This is a genomic window from Arthrobacter rhombi (genome assembly GCF_039526245.1).
Taxonomy (GTDB): domain Bacteria; phylum Actinomycetota; class Actinomycetes; order Actinomycetales; family Micrococcaceae; genus Arthrobacter_H; species Arthrobacter_H rhombi.
The window spans coordinates 14800-33640 of sequence record NZ_BAAAIV010000005.1 but is presented as its reverse complement, the minus strand read 5'-3'; the positions used below and the strand labels follow the sequence as shown (position 1 = coordinate 33640).

The following is an 18841-nucleotide window of genomic DNA, read 5'->3' as shown; positions in this document are numbered from 1 at the left end:
CCTGCTAATCCCGGGCAGTACCGGCCCAGTAAAAGGAGGGCGAAATCACATGATGACGGGCGGCTGGCACGGCGGGTCGTGCCTCGTGGGCGCCGTCACCCTGCTCGTGGCGGTGCTGCTGGTCCCCTCCGCGGTTGACCCGGCGTCGACGTCCGGGGGCTCCCCATCGGCCGCCCACGGCCCCGCCGGGTCCTGGGCGGCGGCCGGAGCGGGAGGAAGTCGACCAGCCGCGGTGCAGCAGGTGGTCGTGGATGCGGACACCGGCCGGCACGAACTCGTGGTCCCCCACCCCGCGTCCCTTGCAGTGCTCATCGGCGACTCGCAGGCAGACGGTGCTGCCGGTGTCCCCGGCAACCGGACGTGGCCGCAGATGGCCTTGCACGCCGCCGGCTACACGGTGGCGTTTCGCGGACGGGCCGGCACCGGCTATGCCACCGGCAATGGCCGCGACCTCGACTACGTGAGCGCATTGCGCCAGCAACGGTGGCTGCTCCCCCACGGCGATGTGGGCCTGGTGGTCATCGAGGGCGGCGGCAACGATGCCCGCACCGGTGTCGCGGACGCCACGATCGCCTCCGCCCAGGCTGCGCTCATTGCCGAGCTGCGGCGCAGCTATCCGCGTTCGCCCCTGGTGGTCATTGGCACGCTCGCGCGTTCGTCCGCCGACGGTGGCGGCAGGCGGCACCAGGTCGATGATCTGGTGGGCCGATCCGCCCGGGAGCCAGGGGTTGCCTCCATCCGCGTGGGTGACTGGTTGACGACGCATGACCTGGCGGCGCATCTGGCCGACCAGGTCCATCTCGACGCCGAAGGGCACCGGATGGCGGCCGGAGTGCTCCTGCAGGCACTGGAGGATGCCGGGTTCGTCCGCCGGGCCGGGACGGGATCGCCCTGAGCCGACGTAGTCGTCGGCCCCTTCACGCAGCAGGCGCCGCTCCCCTCCCCCCGGGGTGCGGCGCCCACATCCTGTCCGGCCCCACGGGCCGGTGGTCTTCTAGGAGGCTTCGCTGTCCGCGAGTAGCCGAGCCCGCAGTTCACGACGCTCGCGCTGGGCATCGGGGTCGGGAACCGGCACCGCTGCCATGAGGCGCTGGGTGTACAGGTCCTTCGGACGCCGCAGGATGTCGTCGCGGCTGCCTTGTTCGACGATCGCACCGTGGCGCATCACCACGATGTGGTCCGACAGGACGTCGATGACGCCCAGGTCGTGGGTGACGAACAGGCAGGCGAACCCCATTTCGGCCTGCAGGGACTGGAAGAGGTCCAGGACCTTCGCCTGCACCGAGACGTCCAGCGCGGAGGTCGGCTCGTCGGCAACCATGAGCTGGGGCTCCAGCGACAGTGCCCGGGCGATGCCGACGCGCTGCTTTTGCCCACCGGAGAGCTCATGCGGGTAGCGGTTGCGGTAGTTGCGCGGCAGTTCGACCTGGTCCAACAGGGTTTCGATCCGCTTCTGCAGCGCTGCCCCCTTGGCGACCTTTGCCAGGAACATCGGTTCCCCGATGGACTCACCAATCGGCAGGCGCGGGTTCAGCGAGCTCGACGGGTCCTGGAAGACCATCCCGATCTGGCGGCGCACCTCAAAGAGTTCCTTGGACGTCGGCTTGAGCCCGAAGAGCTCGGTCCCATTGACCTTGAGGGATCCCTCGGCCACCGGCAGCAGACCGACGGCGGCCCGGCCGATGGTGGTCTTTCCGGAGCCCGACTCGCCCACCAGGCCAACAACCTGGCCCTGGTGCACGGTGAGGTTGGCGCCTTCGACGGCACGGAAGGCCGGCACCCGCCCCTGCTTGGGGTACTCGATGGCCACGTCCTTGAGTTCGAGCACCACCCGGCGTTCGTCGGGGACCGCGGCGCGCGCCCGGGCCACCTCCGCTTCAACCAGGAGTTCGCGTTCGCGGATCTCCAGCGTCTCGTGGTCCACCGAGTCCAGTTCGGTCCCGGTCGCCGCCGCGACCGCAGCAGAGATGTCGACGTTCGACGACGAGTCGGCACCGGTGCCCAGCTTCGGGACGGCGGCCAGCAACGCCCGCGTGTACGGGTGCTGGGGGGCATTGAAGATCTCGTGGGCCGTGCCGTGTTCGACGATGCGGCCCTGCCGCATGACCGCGATGCGGTCGGAGAGGTCGGCGACGACCCCCATGTCGTGGGTGATGAGCACGATGGCCGAGTTGAGCTTGTTGCGCAGGTTGCGCATCAGGTCGAGGATCTCCGCTTGGACGGTCACGTCCAGTGCCGTGGTCGGTTCGTCGGCGATGAGCAATTTGGGATCACAGGACAGCGACTGGGCGATCATGGCACGCTGGCGTTGCCCGCCGGAGAGCTGGTGAGGGTAGGACCTGAACGCCTTGGCCGGGTCAGGGAGCTCGACGAGTTCCAGCATTTCCAGGGCGCGCTTCTCCGCCTGCGCCGGGGAAATCGGGTTATGCAGCCGCAGTGTCTCGATGATCTGGAAGCCGACGGTGTACACCGGATTCAACGCCGTCATGGGCTCCTGGAAGATGACAGCGACGTCGTTGCCGCGGACTTGGCGCAGTTTCGAGCCGGTGAGCCCCAGGAGGGACTGCCCATTGAGCTTGACCTCACCGCGCACCCGGCTGTTCGAGGGCAGCAGGCCCAGCAGGGCCATGGAGCTGGCGGATTTACCGGACCCCGATTCCCCGACGATGGCCAGCACCTCGCCGGCGTTCACGTGGTAGTTCAGGTCGATGGCGGCGGGCACCCATTCCTTGTCCACGCCGAAATCGACGGAGAGGTTCCGTACTTCCAGCACCGGCTGGTTGCCCGCCTGCGTGGCATTCGTTTCGGGGAGGTTCTTCTTGCTCATCTGGTTCTCATTTCCTTCCGGCGGTGTGCTCGGCGCCGAATCTGCCGTGGGTACGTGTGGCGGCGATTACATGGCTGCCGATAATCCTGAAACTATGGGGGCTATGACTTCTTCTGCGCCGAGAACCGGCGACTTCACCTTCAGGCCCCGCGGGCCCCGGGTCCTGGCCATGGCCCTCATGGTCCTGGCCGCAGGCGGCGCCATCGCGATCCTGGTGACCAGTAGCCTGCATTCCTGGCCGGCATGCCTGCCGATGATCCTGGTCGGATATGCCGCGTGGTTGATGTTCTGGCTTCCGCGCGTCGTCGTTCACGATGCGGGCGTGACCCTGGTCAATCCGCTGCAGACAGTGATCATCTCCTGGTCGACGATCATCATGGTCGACACGAAGTACGCCATGACGTTGGTGACTCCGAAACACCGCTACGCTGCGTGGGCCGCGCCAGCGCCCGGGGTGATCTCCGCGTTGCGTGATGCCCGCAGCTCGGCGAAGTCCGAGCGGAGGGATGGAACCGGCGCCCGCTATAAAAGCGTTCGTCCCGGCGACCAGGGCACCAGCGATTCGGGCGCGGTGGCCGCGGTCGTGCGTCGACGACTCGACCAGATGGCCGAGGCCGGGGTCCTGGACATCGAGGCAACGGAGAACACCCGGGCCGCTCGAAGCATTCACTGGTTCCATATCGCTGTCCTCCTGGTCCTGGTTGTCCTGAGCCTGACGATTCCTGCCACGTTGATCTGACCGGGTGCCGGGGCCGTGGAGCCCCGGCCCCCTCGCGTCAGGCCCGGTGGCTGGGGCCATCTTCCGGATCGCCCGGCCCCGAATCCGGATTCGCCGCCCCGGGATCGGTCTGCTCCGCGATGGCAGCTGCGGAGACCGAATCCTTCACTGCAGAACCATGGACACCCCGGTCCTTGGCCTTCTTGGAATTGAACTTCTTCTGGCGCGGGTCGAAGGCGTCGCGTAGTCCGTCGCCGATGAAGTTGATGGAAAGGCAGATGGCGACGATGAACAGGCCGGGGAACCAGAACAGCCACGGCCGGGTGTTGAAGGCCTCCTGGTTGTTGGAGATCAGTGAGCCCAGGGACACGTCCGGAGCCTTCACGCCGAGCCCCAGGAAGGAGAGCGCGGTTTCCAACAGGATGGCAGAGGCCATCAGGAGAGTGACGTTGACGATGATGACGCCGACGGCATTGGGCAGGATGTGCTTGAACATGATGCGGGTGTTCGAGGCACCGGCGATATGGGCCGCGTCAACGAACTCACGCTCACGCAGGCTGAGGAACTCGCCGCGCACCAGACGCGATAGCCCGGTCCAAATGATCAAACCGATGAACACACCCAGGGCGATAGTTGCCATGTTGCCGCTCACGTGGGTTCCGGCGATACGGCCGAGGACGGCGGCAAGGATCAGCAGCGGAATGATGATGATGATGTCCACGATGCGCATCAGGACAGCTTCGATCCAGCCACGGAAGTAGCCCGAGAGGGCTCCGACGACGACTCCGATGAACCCGCCGACGACACCGATGACGAACATGATCATGATCGACTGCTGGGTACCGCGCATTGTCATGGCGAAGTAGTCGCGACCGATCCGGTCTTGCCCGAACGGGTGGTCTCCCCAATTGAACAGGTTCATGAACGTGGGGCGGCCACCATTGACCTGCGTGCTGAAATCCTCGTAGTTGTAATGCCACCAGCCGGGCACGCCCAGGAAGCCAATGGAGGTGAAGGCCATCACGGCGATCAGGACGAAAACCACAATCGAGACGACGGCGGGGGTGTTGCCGATGAAGCGCTTGCGGACGATGGCACTCTGGGAGAGCCCCTTGACCTCGTCGGGGACAGCTGCCGCCTCGAGGTCCTCGGGGAGCTGCCCGGAGGGCGTGACTGGAGTGGGCGTGGTCATGCTTTAACCCTTACGCGTGGATCGAGTACGGAATAGGCCAGGTCGGCGACGAGGTTGAAGACCAGGGCCAGCAGGCCGGTGATCAGGAAGACGCCCATGACGGGGTTGGGGTCGGGAATCGGCAGCAGCGACGCGACGAAAAGGTTGCCCATGCCGGTGAAGGCGAAGACCCGTTCCGTGATCACGGCTCCACCGATGAGGCCGCCGATGTCGAAGGCGACCAGGGTGGCCAGCGGGATCAGTGCATTGCGGAACGCATGGCGCATCACCACGGTTCGTTCCGGCAGGCCCTTGGCCCGGGCGGTGCGGATGTAGTCCATCTGCATGATCTCCAGCATCGAGGCCCGCGAGTAGCGCGAGTAGCTGGCCAGTGAAACCAGGAGCAGCGCCACCGTCGGCAACAGCAGGTGGGTGAAGTTGTCCAGGTTGTGGATCCACCAGTTGCCTTCGAGGTTCGGTGTCGATGAGCCGATCGTGGCGATCGGGCGACCACGAATACGTCCATTGCTGAAGTAGTTCGGCCACTCCACCATGAACCGGTCCAGCATGACGAGCCCGGCGACGAAGAAGGCAGTGAGTGACGCTGCACGCATGGACTGGCCCCGATCGAAGCCACCCATGAAGTAGCCCACAGCGCAGCCCACCAGGATCGTCACCACGGCCAGACCGAGGATTCCCCAGCCGGAGATGTTCGAGAACAGCGGGTTCAGGACGTAGTAGGCGATGAGGCCGACGGGGACCATGATCAGTGACGAGTAGAGTGCCTTGCGGTTTTTGATGCCTGCCGTCAGCTGCGTGACGAGGTAGGCGACCCCGAGTCCGAAGACCAGGATCAGGATCGGTCCGAGGCCTGGTGCGCTGAACCATCCGGTGGCCGAGAGCGCCACCATCAGCCCTGCGGTGACTGCGGCGCCGATGACAAAGCCGATGATGCGCCGCACCACGGTCCCGCTCATGAACAGGACGACGACGATGCCCATGCAGATCGCGGTGATGATCACGCTGGTCGGGCTGAAGACGGGATCCCTGAGGAAGTCGTTGAATCCGATCGCGCCGAATTCCTTGAGCAGGACGGCAATCCAGAAGATCGGCAGCGAGAAGAACAGGAAGGCCATGAACGTGACCGAGTAGTCCAGGGTGCTGTACTGGCGCAGGGCGGTGATGATGCCCAGGGCGATGCCGATGACGATCGCCAAAATCGTGGCGGCGGTGATCAACAGGATCGTCTGCCCCATGGCACGGCCCAGGGCGCTGGCCACGGGTTCGCCGTTGATGGCAGAACCCAGGTCGCATTTGCCCACGAACGGCACCACGCATTGGGCGGCACCCCCGAGCCACTTGAAGTAGCGCAGGGGCGCAGGGGTACCGAGGTCCAGCAGCGCAACCCGTTGCTGGATCAGCTGGTCTTTGTTCGGCGCATTGCTCTGGCGGAGGTCCTCGAGCGGGTCGCCAGCTGCAGCCGTGAGCTGGTAGACGACGAACGAGGCGCCCAGCAGGATGAGGACGGCGGTGACGAGTCGCCGGATGATGTAGGTCACCATGAAATTTAGCCTCTTGGTAGAAGATCCCGGGGATCACCCGGTAGTACTTTCGCTGAAGTGTAGTTCACCTCACAGCACCCGGGAAGCAGGGAAATCCCAATCACTTCTCGCGGCCCCGTCAAGGAACTACGCGGAACGGGCAGGACCCGAACCAATCGGTGGAAGCCCTTCCACCACAACTTTCGCTGGCGCAATGAGGCGCCGGGACCGCGGAGCTTTGGTCCCGGCGCCTCACAGGCACTTTCGTCCGGTTACCTGGACGGTGCTACTTCTTCAGGTTCCAATCCCAGAAGTTCCACCAGACTCCGGTCTGGTTGGACATGTACTTCACGCCCTCCACATCGGAGGAGTAGGCGTCCACGCCCACCGACTGGAACAGCGGCAGACCATAGTCCGAATCCCAGATCATCTTGTCGATCTTGACCTGCAGTTCGACCTGCTTGGCCTTATCCGTGGTGACGATGAGCTCGTCCATCAGGGAATCGGCTTCCTTGCTCGAGAACTTGTTGAAGTTCGACGAGGAACCGGTGCCGAAGATCTGCGGGACACCCGTCACGCCGACACCCGAAGAGACCCAGCCGAAGATCGTGGCGTCGTAGGTACCGGTGCCGAGCGCACCGCCCCACTCGGAGGCACCCAGGCCGCCGTCGACAACCTTGAACCCGGCCTGCTTGGCCGATGCCGCGATCAGCGAGTAGGCGTCCGAACGGTTCGGGTTGTCCTTGTTGTACATCAGACGGACCGTCGGGGTCTTGCCGTTGAGCAGCTTCTTGGCGCCCGCGATATCGGCCTTCTGGTAATTCGCCGAACCGTTGTCCTTCGCCGCCTCCTTGTAGCCATCATTGGCAGGGACGAAGAGCTGGGAATCCAACGGCTTGGCGTCGGGGTTGAGCTTCTTGATGATCGTGTCCACGATCTGCTCGCGAGGTACCACCTTCATGAACGCCTCGCGGACATCCTTGTCCTTGAAGACACCCGAGTAGTTCAGGTCGAGGTGGTCATAGGCCAGCTGATCACCCTTCTCCACCACGACCTGGTCACCCAACGCGTCGAGCTGTTCCATGGTGTCGGCGGAAGCCTGCGGAGCGATGATGTCCACTTCACCGTTCTTCAGGGCCTGCACCTGTGCCGGCGCCTCGCCGATGTAACGGACGACAATCGAGTCGACCTTCGGCTCCGGGCCCCAGTTGTAGTCCTTGTTGCGGACCAGGGTCATCGACTGGTTGGGCACGATCTTGTCGACGATGAACGGGCCATCGGAGAGGTAGAGGGACTTGTCACTGGGCAGCGACTTCGTATCAAAACCGGTGTTCCAGAAGTCCGCGACCTTCTTGAGCTTCGCGTTCGCCTTGGCCGGTTTCGCCGGATCACCCTTGGGAGCGGTCGTGATGAGCTTCGAGAGCTCCTCGGTGGTCATGCCGGCCTTCTTGGCCACGACGTGGGCGGCGCCCATCATGCCGAAGGAGGTCTCCCAGTCGGCGAACGGCTTGGAGTACTTCAGGGTGATCGAGCGGTTGTCGTCGCCGACCTCCGGAACGTCGGTCAGCCCCAGGCCGGAGGTGTCACCGGCGTAGTCGAAGTACGTGTTGCCGCTCTTGACCTCACCCGTTGCCTCGTCGATCTTGGCATCGTTGAAGTGACCGGACTGGACTGCCCAGGCCAACAGCATGTCGTCCGCATTCACGGGCTCGCCATCAGACCACTTGACACCCTCGTTGATGGTGTACTTGACGGTCAGCGGGTCCTGGGAGACGACTTCGTACTTGCCGAACTTCTCGTTCTTCTGGACCTTGAGGTCGTTGTCGATGTAGTTGAACTGCGACTGCGTCGTGTAGGCAATCTTGGAGTTGATGTCCACGTTGCCCTTGGCCGTGTTGTCATTGAACGAGCTGAAGGCGTTCACCTCGACGACGCGGACCTCGCCACCGTTGCCGGCAGCTTCGCTGGCACCGGATGATTTGTCATTGGTGCCCGTGCTCGCTGCGCATGCGCTCAACGCCAGGGCTGCGGTCGCACCGATGGCGACTGCCTTGGAAATACGCTTGAAACGCATTCCGCCTCCTTGTGTTAGGTGTGTTCTCCAGTCGAGCTCTGCACTTGACTGCGACGTTTCCACGAACCGTGGCCCGCCTCACATAGAGAAACCATAGACCGCGCATAGGCGTCTTGGATATAAAAATCTCGCTTCAGATTCCGTCGTTATGGAGTCGCAACTTTGGGAGACATGCATCACATTTGGCCAATCGTCGACGGCGCGGTCGATCCTGCCGCGAGAAATCAAGGATTTGCTTCACATTGGGGTTTGTCAACTACTCATCCCCGCCGACATGCCGATCCCCGCGAGCCTTGTAAATTTTCTCAACCACTCCCGGCGTGTCCCGACGACCCGCAACGAGTCGAAGAAGCCCCAGCGCCGGTCAGAGGCTGCCCGGAGGGCGGTGCTACGCTCCGTGGCCGCGATCGACGGAAGCGATGAAGACCAGCTCACGGCCCGGCCGATCGGGTGCTTCCCTGACGTCTTCGAGGACGAAGCCCGAGGCATCCAGGCATTCCACCACGGCGGGGCGGTTGCGAAACCTCAATGTCGAATCGGACGTCACCACCTGCCCATCCGTCGCGAAGGCATGCGACCAGCGGAAGCTCATCCTGTCCGCCTCCACCGAGAGCAGGTCGCACCAGGCATCAACGCGTCCCACGCCGTCGATGACGGTGCTGGTGAACGTCTGCTCCCGGTTCCATCCGAGCCAGGCCTGCCGCGCAGGATCCCTGACCTCGAACACCAGCCGTCCGCGCGGATGCAGGGAGCCGCGCATACCGCGCAGGCTCTGTGTGAAGTCCTCATCAGTGAGGAACACCTGGGCGACGTTGGCCGTCATCACCGCCAGGTCGACGAATAGCTCCGGAAGGGCGGCGGCGGTGCCGTGGATCCACCGCACCCGCTCGGCCCCGGGTTTGGCCCGGGCAACGTCCAGCGACGCGCCAGCGGGATCGACTCCCACGGCGTAGATGCCGCGGGCGGCCAACATCAGAGCCAGCGTGCCGGTTCCGCAGCCGACGTCGAGCACGCTGCGTGCGCCGAACTCGTCGGCGAGATCGAGGTAGGCGTCGAGGTCGCTGCGATCCGGATCCAGCGCGTCATAGATGGCTGCCAACCGGGGCGATGCGAAGTTCTCATCGGCCATGGGTCTGCTCCGCTGGTGTCTCCCCGTCGCTCCGCGAGCCGGTCACCGCCACATCACTCCGTCGTCGTGCAGTTCCCTGATCCTGTATTCGATCATCCGCGCGAGGAGTTCGGTGGGGATCGGCCGGTTGTAGGGAAGCTGCACCGACCCCTTGCCCGTACGATAGCCGTCCAGTTCGCCGAGGTGTGCCTGCAGCGTGGTGGGCGTGAAGACCATGTTTCCGTGGTCGCGGTAGCCGCTGAACACGAAGAGGATCACGTCCAGGCAATAGGCGGGGTTACCCCATTTGAGGCCCTCGCTGGCCCCGGGCGCATGGGCGAGGCTCAGTTCGCGCAGCTCGATGAGCAGGGGCCGTGCCGTCGCGGGGAACGTGTCGATGTACTCCTGGACGGTTTCCGGCTTCCTCGTCATGGCGACAGTGTGCCATGGAGGCGGTCAGTCGGCGATGTGCAGGACGAGCTTGCCCCGGGCGGAGCCGTTCTGGCTGGCGGCAAAGGCCTCGGCGAGGTCCGCCAGCTCGAAGGAGCGGTCGATGTCCACCGACAGGTCACCGGCGGCGACCTGCTCGAGCAGCTGGGCGAGCCGGGGGCCGTCGGGGCGGACCCACAACCACCGGCCGCCCGCTTCGGTGACCGTGGGGTCGGCGATGGAGACGTGGCGGCCGCCCTCCGCCAGGACCTCCAGGGTCGTCTGCAGGACGTCGCCGGCGAAGTCGGCCACTGCGGTGAAGCCCGCGGGGGCCACGTCGTGGAGCCGTTCGGCCAGGCCGTCGCCGTAGGTGATCGGGGTGGCCCCGAGCGCCGTCACCTTGTCGTGGTTGGACGGCGAGGCGGTCCCGACGACCGTGGCCCCTGCGGCAACGGCCAGCTGGACGGCCAGTGACCCCACGCCTCCCGAGGCGCCGTGGACCAGGAGCCGGTCCCCCGCCCCCAGGCCCAACGCCTCGACGCTGCGCAGTGCGGTCAACCCGGTCAGTGGGAGCGCCGCGGCGACATCGTCGGCCACACCCTCGGGGATGGCTGCCACGTCAGTGGCGAAAACGGTCACGTATTCGGCGAAGGTGCCGCCGGAGACCACCTGTTTGCGCGCGTAGCTGGCCACGCGGTCCCCGGCGCTGAACTCGGGGACGTCAGGGCCCACGGCATCCACGACGCCGGCGGCATCCCATCCCGGGACCACGGGGAAGCTGGCGTCCATGAGCTGGTCGAGCCCACCTGACATCACCTTCCAGTCGACGGGATTGATGGAGGCGTAGGTGACGCGGATGCGCACTTCCCCCGGTCCGACCTTGGGCAGTGGCTGCTCGGTCAGTTCCAGGACGTCGTTGGATCCGTACTTGCTGTAGGTCATGGCTCGCATGGTGGGTCCAACGGGCGCCGGTGGAGCGTTATTCCCCCGGGCGGAAATGGCGACGGCACCGGGCCTGGTAGGCCTCGGCGCCACCGATGAATTCTGCGGTGGCCGCCTGCGCATTGCCGTGGCCTCCGGAGACGGTGCGCTGGTGGAAGGCGGCATCGGCACCACACACGGTGCACACCGCGGTGAGCTTCGTGACGTCCTCGGCGAGCGCCATCAGCTCGGGAAGCGGCTCGAAGGGCCGGCCATCCAACATCACGCAGAGTCCGGCGACGACCACTGTGGTTCCCACCGCCGCCAAGTCATTGACGACGGGCACCAGCCCGGGGCCGAAGAACTGGGCCTCGTCGATGGCCAACAGGTCCAGCGGTTGCCGTCCGGCGAGCGCGCGGATGGCTTCAGCATCGCCGGCGGCGCGGGCCGGAAGGCTGGCCCCCGCGTGGGATGCCACTGTCTGCGCACCGTGGCGATCGTCCAGTGCATGGTTGACCACCTCCACCGCCAGCCCGGCCAGCCGGGCCCGCCGCACGCGCCGCAGCAGTTCCTCCGATTTGCCCGCGAACATCGGTCCGGTCACCACCTGGAGCCTGCCGGGGCGTTCGTGCGCCGTCATGGCCTGCCTCCCCGCGGGCCCACCGGCTCCGCTGCGGCGCGCCATCCTTCGAGGATCCCCAGCAGCCGTGCCGGCTCGTCCCCCACCAGCCGTACTCCGAGCTCGCGGACGGTGTCCACCGCCTGGGCCGGGGTGATTCGTTCGTGGACGGTGGGGCGTCCGGGCGCCCGCAAGGTCCAGGTGGATTCGGTGATGGTCACGTGACCGGCGTCTGTCTGGCGGGCAACCACCAGGGAGCCGGTGAACCGTCCGGATCCGGCATTCGTGGAGGTCAGGACGTGGCCGGTGCGCACGTCGACTGGCTGCACGGTGAGCGAATCGGCGATGTGCTGCACCTCCCCGTCGCGTGACAACGTCCACCGGTCGCCGCCGTCCTCGAGGGTGTGGTCGATGCCGAAGGTCCTCCCGCCTTCATCGCGCCGTGCCCCGTCCTGCAGCGCGATCGGCCCGCTGAGGCTGAACCCGAACCCGGGGTCGGTGAGGAACCAGGTGCCGTCGAGCTGGACCGCGACTGTCATGTGCGTCCGGGTGCTGTGCGGTGAATGCACCCGGCCCAGATGGCGCCTGACAGTGAACCCTAGGTCCTCGAGCACGACGGCGAAGAGCTGGGCATGTTCGAAGCAGTATCCGCCCCGCCCGCGCTCGACGAGCTGGCGTTGGACGGTCGCCGGCGCCACCCCGGGGTGGGCGCCGAACAGGACGTCGACGTTCGCGAAGGGAAAGGTCCGCACGTGCTCGCGGTGCAGGACCTCGAGCAGTTCCAACCCCGGTCGCGCCCTGCCCACGCCGGTCAACGCGAGGTAGGCATCGACGTCGTAGTCCTCCTGCTGCCATCCGGCTACTCCCCCGCCGTTGCCCCCGGTCATCGGACTGGTCCCTGCAGGCAGGTGCGGGCAGCGGCGATGCGCGGCGAGTTGCCGCAGACGGTGGGCAGGATGATCTCCACGGGGCTCCTTCATGTCCTTCTCCGGTGGTTCGGCTCTCGTCCCAGTCCACCCGAGCTGCCAGTTCACGTCAATGGCGGGTGCGCCGCGCATCATGCCCTAGCGTGGGAGCATGATCCGTCGTCTCGCAGCACGTGCGTTTTGGTCCCTCAGCCGCTGGAAACTGGACTCCCAACCCGCGCCGTCCCGCCCCACCCTGCTCATCGGTGCCCCGCACACCTCCAACTGGGACTTCATCCTGATGTTGGGCATCGCCTGGCGCCTGGGCATCGAGGTGCACTGGCTGGGCAAGGACAGCCTGTTCTCCGGCTGGCGCGGACCCATCATGCGCGCGATCGGCGGCATTCCCGTGGACCGGTCAGACCCCAGCAGCATCGTGGCCGACGTGGTGGGGCGCGTCCAGGCGGGCGAGGTGTTCGGGCTGGTGGTCACCCCCGATGGCACGCGCGGAGCGCACACCCACTGGAAGTCGGGTTTCTACCGCATTGCCCGCGAAACCGGTCTGCCGGTGACCCTGGGCTACGTCGATCGCACGACCATGCGGACCGGCCTGGGCCCGACACTCGACCTGACCGGCAATCTGGACCAGGACATGGATCGCATCCGTGCCTTCTATGCGGACAAGGCAGGGTTCCACCCCGACCAGCGGGTCGAGCCGCGGTTGCGCGAGGAGGAAGCGGCCGACTAGGCGGCGCTCCCCGCCGCACGCACGGTCGCAGGAGGGGTGGGTTCCACCGTCCCTCGGGTTCAGCCGAACACGAGGTACCTGCCCGGCTTGCCGGGCTCGACCAGTTCGAATTCCAGCTCCAGGTCGGTGCGGCCGATGAGCTCGACCTGCTGCGCGAACTGCTCGTGGGTCACGTAGACCGTCTGGCGGAGCTTCCACGTGTTGGTGAACCATGCGCGGAGTTCGGCCAGGAGGCGTTCGTCCATGCCGGCCGCCATGCGTGGACGCCGAACCCAGAAATAGACGACGGCGTCCACCTCACCCCAGTTCCGGTCACCGACCGGGGTCACCGTGGACCTCGCGAGGAACGTGGCCTGGGTGGGAAAGACGTAGACGCAACCCCAGCATTGGGTTTCGTCCGGGTTCAGGACCGTATACGTGTAGGCACGGCGCGCTGCATGGCGCTCCTCGAGGTCCACCAGATCCACCCGGTTGGCCTCCGCCGTGAAGTCGTCCTCGGGCCAGGTGGACTGTTCCCAGAGCCGGAGGTACTCCCGCGTGTCCATGACCGCGGCGTGATCCCAGGCGGCGTCGTCTGCACGGATCGGGCGCAGCACGAACTCCGTGCTCTGCAGTTCGTCGGGAATCTGCCGGTGCGGATCCGTGATGGTCATGCCTGGCTCCTGTCGATGGCGTGTCCAGCTTCCCCAGCGTACTTCCCCGCATGTTCGGATGCCCGTGCCACCTCGATTCGACGCCTGGCCCCTCTTGCCACCTAGTAAGTTAAGTGCTTAATTTACCGTATGGACCTCGCTTACGAACTCCACGACCTGGTCCGCACGCTGGACCGCCAGGCCGACCAGATGCTGCGGGGGCACGACCTCACCTACAACCGCTTCGTCACCCTGGTGATCGCCTCCGAACACCCGGGAATGACCGGTCGTCAGCTGGCGCGGGCCGTGGGCATCAGCGAACCCGCCATGAGTGCGATCGTGCGGTTTCTGCTCGACGCCGGATTGATCGACGACGATGCCGGGGAAAGGGCAGGCAACGTCCGTCGGATCCGGGTCACCGCCGCAGGCATCCAACGCCTGGGCGAGGCACGCGACGCGCTGGGCGACTCGCTCTCCCAGACGGCCCGGCGATTGGGCATCGACGCCGACGACCTGGCCGCCACCATCCACCGACTCCATGGGGCACTCCACGACTCCCCTACTCCCCGAGAGGAACGACCATGATCACGACCGTCGCCGCGGCAGCCACCGCAGTACTGATTCTTGCCAGATTGGCCATCTTCGTCGCCCTGCACGTGGTGCACAGCGACTACAACGCCGTGGAACACGCGGTCAGCGATTACCACGTCGGCGGCACGAGGAAGCTCGCCACCCTGATGACGTGGCTGACGGCTGCGTCATGGGCGACTCTCGCCGTCTGCATCATCACGGGCTTCGGACCGGACGGTGAGCGGACGTCGATCCTCATCCAACTGGCTGCCCTCGTCGTCATCTTCCTCGTCCTCCTCTTCCTCCCCACCAGCCTGGAGGGGCAGAAGCTGTCCGCCGTCGGGGCCATGCACTACCTCGCGGCGATCGCCTGGTTCGCGCTGGCCTACAGCCTGACCGGGAATTTCCTGCGGGCCATCGGCCAGTCCGCCGGACTGTCCGGCCCACTGCAGGTTCTCCACGTGATTGCCCTCGTCTCACTGGTCGCCCTCATCGCCGCCTTGATCATCAAGCCAGCCCGGCGCTACGTCTTCGGCATCGCCGAGCGGGTCTTCCTGGTGGCCATCAGCCTGTTCTTCCTGCTGGCATCGGTGGCCATCATGCTGCGCTGATCGATCCCCGAGCCCGAGCCGGTGCTCCTGGACTCCTGGGCTCCCGGGCTCCTGGACTCCTGGACTCCGCTCCAGCCAACGATCCCCCGGTCCCCTTCGGCAACCCCTAGCACCGGGAGCCGCCCGACCAGGTCGCGTGCACGCTCCGAATGGTCCTCCCACGTGGCGCGGCGGGCAACCAACACCTGGGCCAATCCGTCGACGTCTGACGGGCATGCCACCCGGATCGCGGGCGCACCGACGGGAGATAGATTGCCGGACCGGGTTCGCCCCGTCCAGTGGTCGACGAAGTCGTCCCCTACTTCCCCTCCCGTAGACACCGGCCCCACGATTTCGCAGGGGGGTCCGCACGGATTCAGCCGCAACTAGTGCCAGCATTCGAACGAGGTGCTTGAATGGCTGGCATGGAGGCGAATGGATATTCGATTCAGCCCTTGACCGTGGATACGTGGGACGCGTTCGCCGCCATGGTGGAGCGCCATAACGGCATCTTCGGCGGATGCTGGTGCACGTACTTCCACGACTGCGCCAGCCGAGGGCCGGGCTACGAGGGCAGCCGCGCCTTCAAGAAGCAGTTGGTCGGGGCCGGGCGGGCCCATGCAGCGTTGGTGGTGGTCGACGACGAGGCCATCGCGTGGGCGGAGTACGGCACTCCCGCTGAACTGCCGAATCTCCATCACCGCAAGCAGTATCTCGCCGAGGCCGACTCGATGCCCGACTACCGGGTCACCTGCATCTTCGTCGACAAACGCTACCGTCGACGCGGGTTTGCCAAAATCGCGCTGGACGGAGCGCTCGATCACATTGCTGCCCGAGGTGGCGGCGTGGTCGAGGGATACCCCCACGAGATTGGCGAGAAGAAGATGAGCAACTCGTTCGTCTACAACGGCACCCGCACGATGTACGAGGAAGCCGGATTCGAGTTCGTCCGTCCCAAGGGCCTGAAAAACACCGTCATGCGGCGTACGGTTCGACCTACCTGAGCCTGCCAACAGGTGCCGCTCCCACGGAACTCCGCCACATCAGACGCCACAGCCCGGCCATCTCCGGAAGAGACGGCATCGCCCTCACCGTCGTCGCCTTGGTGATCCCCGGTGGCGGGAGCGGACTCTCCCTGCGAGGTGGGCCGGGCTGGCTGGCGAAGGGCGAAACCAGTGTCGGCGAGGGCCGAAAATTCAGTCAGCGTGGCTGACGGAAACCAGGACCGGGTTGATCATCGGTCGTCGCCAGCGGCTTGAAGCATCCTCGGAGCTACAGCCCTTACCCGGTTTCGAAGTTCGTCTGGGCGATCGATCACCACCTCGCAGTCGAGCGCCGCACTGACGGACGGTAGCCAGTCGAGGCTCTCGGCACGGATCTCGGCCCGGTGCCAGGGCGTGGCGTCTTCGCACGGTCGGTCCGCCGCACGGTCCGGTCTCTCGAGTCGGGCCACACTGCGCGGTAGATGCGCCCGAAGGTGATCCTCGGTCGATCGAATGCGCAGCATCACCTTCCACCGATAGCCCACGTCGTCGAAGTGGTCGAGGAGGCGACCTTCCACGTCCGGTTGCTGCGGCGGCACGAAGGTTCCTCGTATCAACCGAGCCGTTCGAATCCGGTCCACCCGATCACCGCAGGTCGTTGGCGTCGCCCCCGTCCTGCAAATCCTCGTACCGACATTGATCGTCGAACCTCAGCACACGGGATAGTTTGAGCTGTGATTCATCACGAGCGGCGCGCCCTATGTGGCTAGGCTGACTATATGGCGACGGTTATCCTCGTGCGGCACGGCCGCACCACAGCAAATGCGACGGGGCTGCTGGCCGGCCGGGCAGTTGGCGTCAGCCTGGACGAGGCCGGGCAAAAGCAGGCAGCCCAGACGGCAGAGCGGTTGGCGGCCATCCCCTTGGCGGGGGTGGTATCAAGCCCTCTCGAGCGGTGCCAGCAGACCGCCCAATACATCGTCGACCGGCAGGCGTTCCCACTCGACGCGACGACCGATCCCGACCTCACCGAATGCGACTACGGCCAATGGCAGGGCCGCCAGCTGGCCGATTTGGCGACCGAGGAATTGTGGCCCATGGTGCAGTCGCACCCCTCCGCCGTCGTCTTCCCCGGCGGTGAATCGATGGCCGCAATGCAAGCCCGTTCGGTGGCCGCAATACGCCGCCACGACGCAGCCATCGAAGCCGCGCACGGGCCGCAGTCCGTCTGGGTGGCCGTGAGCCACGGTGACATCATCAAATCCGTCCTCGCCGACGCGCTCGGCATGCACCTGGACTTGTTCCAGCGCATCAATGTGGGCCCTGCCTCGGTATCGATCGTGCGCTACGGCCCAGGCCGACCGAGTGTCTTTGCAACCAACACCGATGCCGGTGACCTGTCGTGGCTGGCTGACGGCATCACCATTGGCGACGCGGCCGTAGGCGGCGGTGCAGGGCACAATACGCCATGATCCATCTGCGCCTAGAATACTGACATGCCTACACGAGTACACGAGTTTGATTGGCCCGATCGGGTCGTCGTTGGCACCATTGGCCTCCCGGGGGCGCGCACCTTCTACCTGCAGGTCCGCACGGGGGCGCAGATCGTGAGTATTGCCCTGGAGAAGCAACAGTCGGCCGGACTCGTGGAGAAGATCGACGAGATCCTCGACCAGCTCATCGCCGTCGAAGGCAACCCCTTCAGCGTTCCCACCAGCACTCCCCCTGAGCTGGTGGACAATGACCAGCTGGAGCCCGTCCAGGAGCAGTTCCGCGCGGGTGCCATGGGATTGGGTTGGGACCCGACCACGGCACAGATCGTCCTTGAGGCCTACCCCCTCACCGACGTCGAGGGCGAAGATGACGACGGTTCCCCCGATGAGGACGGTGCCGGCGTTGCCGAAAAACTGCTGGTGCGGATGCCGGTAGGCACTGCCCGGGCCTTCACCAAGCGCACGCGCGAGATCGTGGGCGCTGGGCGTCCCATCTGCCCGATTTGTGGTTATCCCATGGACGCCGACGGTCACATCTGCACTCTTCCCGAGGCCTGATGCCGGACTCGGAGCTCGTGACCGCCGAGTTAACGCTCATCGGCCGCATCACGACGGCTTCAAATGCCACCTTCCTGGCGAGCATCGGGGATCGGGAGGTTGTGTACAAGCCCACGGCCGGAGAATCTCCGTTGTGGGACTTTCCCGGCGGCCGCCTGGCCCAGCGGGAGGTTGCCGCCTACCTGGTCTCCCAAGCCCTCGGCTGGAACATCGTGCCCCGGACCTGGCTCCGCGAGGGCCCCCTCGGCGAGGGAATGGTGCAGCTCTGGCAGGAGCAGGATGCCGGCCAAAACGCCGTCGACCTGGTCGCCGCAGACCGCGTTCCCGCGTCAGGCTGGAAACGTGTTCTCGAGGGGCAGGGCGAAAACGGGCAGCAGGTCGCTCTCATCCATGAAGACGCCCCGGCGCTCAGGCGCATGGCGGTCTTCGACGTCATCGTCAACAACGCCGACCGCAAAGGTGACCATATTCTGACCATGTCCGATGGGCATCGTTACGGAGTGGACCACGGGGTCACCTTCCACCGCGACCACAAGCTGCGCACGGTGCTGTGGGGGTGGATGGGTGATGCACTGACGGCCGAGGAACTCGACGGCATCGACAACGTCAGCGATGGCTTGCGCGGGGAGCTGGGCCGACACCTGGCGGAGTTGCTGACCGGCGAGGAGATGGCGTCGCTGGCCACCCGCTGCGACCAGTTGCGCTTATCGGGGCGTTTTCCGGCTCCGAGCGGTGAGATGCCCGCGGTCCCCTGGCCGCTGTTCTAAGGAACTTCAACCGACTGGAGTCCGCATCCCCGAGCGCGGACACGCCGGCCGCGTCGTCCTCGACCGCAGCGCGGGCTTCCCACTCATGAACCACATCGGGCAGACCAACAGTGTGCCCCTCCCGCAGGCGTAGCCTTCGCCACAAGCCGGGCATGGCGGCAGCTCATACAGTGAAGCGGATCTCCAC

Annotated in this window: 19 protein-coding genes; 9 read left to right on the top strand and 10 right to left on the bottom strand. The window is 65.8% G+C overall.

Annotated features, from left to right (window positions below):
- Nucleotides 1–49 precede the first annotated feature (49 nt).
- Nucleotides 50–895, top strand: a complete 846-nt coding sequence (locus tag ABD088_RS04690) for an SGNH/GDSL hydrolase family protein (RefSeq protein WP_343900427.1) — start codon at nucleotides 50–52, stop codon at nucleotides 893–895.
- Between the two features lie 99 nt (nucleotides 896–994).
- Here the strand turns inward: ABD088_RS04690 and ABD088_RS04685 are convergent, their stop codons facing one another.
- On the bottom strand, nucleotides 995–2827 hold the full coding sequence (locus ABD088_RS04685) for an ABC transporter ATP-binding protein (protein ID WP_343900426.1): 1833 nt from the start codon (nucleotides 2825–2827) through the stop codon (nucleotides 995–997).
- A 103-nt stretch (nucleotides 2828–2930) separates the two neighbouring features.
- On the opposite strand from ABD088_RS04685, the gene ABD088_RS04680 reads away from it, so the two are divergent.
- A complete protein-coding gene (locus ABD088_RS04680) occupies nucleotides 2931–3566 on the top strand; it encodes a PH domain-containing protein (RefSeq protein WP_343900425.1) in 636 nt (211 codons plus the stop codon).
- 37 nt (nucleotides 3567–3603) lie between these two features.
- Here ABD088_RS04680 and ABD088_RS04675 read toward each other — a convergent pair whose 3' ends face one another.
- From ABD088_RS04675 to ABD088_RS04640, 8 genes are all read right to left on the bottom strand, one after another.
- A complete protein-coding gene (locus ABD088_RS04675; RefSeq protein ID WP_343900424.1) occupies nucleotides 3604–4737 on the bottom strand; it encodes an ABC transporter permease in 1134 nt (377 codons plus the stop codon).
- Entirely contained in the window at nucleotides 4734–6278 is a 1545-nt protein-coding gene (locus ABD088_RS04670; RefSeq protein ID WP_343900422.1) for an ABC transporter permease, read from the bottom strand. Before ABD088_RS04670 ends, ABD088_RS04675 begins: the two co-directional genes overlap by 4 nt.
- A 265-nt stretch (nucleotides 6279–6543) precedes the next feature.
- On the bottom strand, nucleotides 6544–8331 hold the full coding sequence (locus ABD088_RS04665) for an ABC transporter family substrate-binding protein (protein ID WP_343900421.1): 1788 nt from the start codon (nucleotides 8329–8331) through the stop codon (nucleotides 6544–6546).
- A gap of 388 nt (nucleotides 8332–8719) precedes the next feature.
- The gene (locus tag ABD088_RS04660) at nucleotides 8720–9460 is read right to left on the bottom strand and encodes a class I SAM-dependent methyltransferase (protein WP_343900420.1); all 741 of its coding nucleotides are present in this window, start codon (nucleotides 9458–9460) and stop codon (nucleotides 8720–8722) included.
- A 42-nt stretch (nucleotides 9461–9502) separates the two neighbouring features.
- On the bottom strand, nucleotides 9503–9871 hold the full coding sequence (locus ABD088_RS04655; RefSeq protein ID WP_343900419.1) for an iron chaperone: 369 nt from the start codon (nucleotides 9869–9871) through the stop codon (nucleotides 9503–9505).
- Nucleotides 9872–9895: 24 nt separating this feature from the next.
- A complete protein-coding gene (locus ABD088_RS04650; protein WP_343900418.1) occupies nucleotides 9896–10810 on the bottom strand; it encodes an NADP-dependent oxidoreductase in 915 nt (304 codons plus the stop codon).
- A 37-nt stretch (nucleotides 10811–10847) separates the two neighbouring features.
- Complete coding sequence (locus tag ABD088_RS04645; protein WP_343900417.1) at nucleotides 10848–11429, bottom strand: thymidine kinase; 582 nt, start codon at nucleotides 11427–11429, stop codon at nucleotides 10848–10850.
- A complete protein-coding gene (locus ABD088_RS04640) occupies nucleotides 11426–12295 on the bottom strand; it encodes an arylamine N-acetyltransferase family protein (RefSeq protein WP_343900416.1) in 870 nt (289 codons plus the stop codon). The genes ABD088_RS04645 and ABD088_RS04640 overlap by 4 nt, the downstream gene beginning before the upstream one ends.
- Nucleotides 12296–12485: 190 nt before the next feature.
- Between ABD088_RS04640 and ABD088_RS04635 the strand changes: the two genes are divergently transcribed.
- On the top strand, nucleotides 12486–13061 hold the full coding sequence (locus ABD088_RS04635) for a 1-acyl-sn-glycerol-3-phosphate acyltransferase (protein ID WP_343900414.1): 576 nt from the start codon (nucleotides 12486–12488) through the stop codon (nucleotides 13059–13061).
- A gap of 59 nt (nucleotides 13062–13120) precedes the next feature.
- Here the strand turns inward: ABD088_RS04635 and ABD088_RS04630 are convergent, their stop codons facing one another.
- The gene (locus ABD088_RS04630) at nucleotides 13121–13714 is read right to left on the bottom strand and encodes an N-acetyltransferase (RefSeq protein ID WP_343900413.1); all 594 of its coding nucleotides are present in this window, start codon (nucleotides 13712–13714) and stop codon (nucleotides 13121–13123) included.
- A 129-nt stretch (nucleotides 13715–13843) separates the two neighbouring features.
- Here ABD088_RS04630 and ABD088_RS04625 point away from each other — a divergent pair, with 129 nt between their 5' ends.
- The 6 genes from ABD088_RS04625 to ABD088_RS04595 all read left to right on the top strand — a co-directional run bounded on the left by ABD088_RS04625 (nucleotide 13844) and on the right by ABD088_RS04595 (nucleotide 18654).
- Nucleotides 13844–14278 (top strand): MarR family winged helix-turn-helix transcriptional regulator, encoded by a 435-nt coding sequence (locus ABD088_RS04625; protein ID WP_343900412.1) that lies wholly within the window; start codon nucleotides 13844–13846, stop codon nucleotides 14276–14278.
- Nucleotides 14275–14874 carry a DUF998 domain-containing protein gene (locus tag ABD088_RS04620; RefSeq protein WP_343900411.1) on the top strand — a complete coding sequence of 200 codons (600 nt, stop codon included), beginning with the start codon at nucleotides 14275–14277 and terminating at the stop codon, nucleotides 14872–14874. Before ABD088_RS04625 ends, ABD088_RS04620 begins: the two co-directional genes overlap by 4 nt.
- A 395-nt stretch (nucleotides 14875–15269) precedes the next feature.
- The gene (locus tag ABD088_RS04615; RefSeq protein ID WP_343900410.1) at nucleotides 15270–15857 is read left to right on the top strand and encodes a GNAT family N-acetyltransferase; all 588 of its coding nucleotides are present in this window, start codon (nucleotides 15270–15272) and stop codon (nucleotides 15855–15857) included.
- Between the two features lie 758 nt (nucleotides 15858–16615).
- A complete protein-coding gene (locus ABD088_RS04605) occupies nucleotides 16616–17308 on the top strand; it encodes a histidine phosphatase family protein (protein WP_343900408.1) in 693 nt (230 codons plus the stop codon).
- A 24-nt stretch (nucleotides 17309–17332) separates the two neighbouring features.
- A complete protein-coding gene (locus tag ABD088_RS04600) occupies nucleotides 17333–17887 on the top strand; it encodes a DUF3090 domain-containing protein (RefSeq protein ID WP_343900407.1) in 555 nt (184 codons plus the stop codon).
- A complete protein-coding gene (locus tag ABD088_RS04595; protein WP_343900406.1) occupies nucleotides 17887–18654 on the top strand; it encodes an SCO1664 family protein in 768 nt (255 codons plus the stop codon). The genes ABD088_RS04600 and ABD088_RS04595 overlap by 1 nt, the downstream gene beginning before the upstream one ends.
- The last annotated feature ends 187 nt before the right edge of the window (nucleotides 18655–18841 follow it).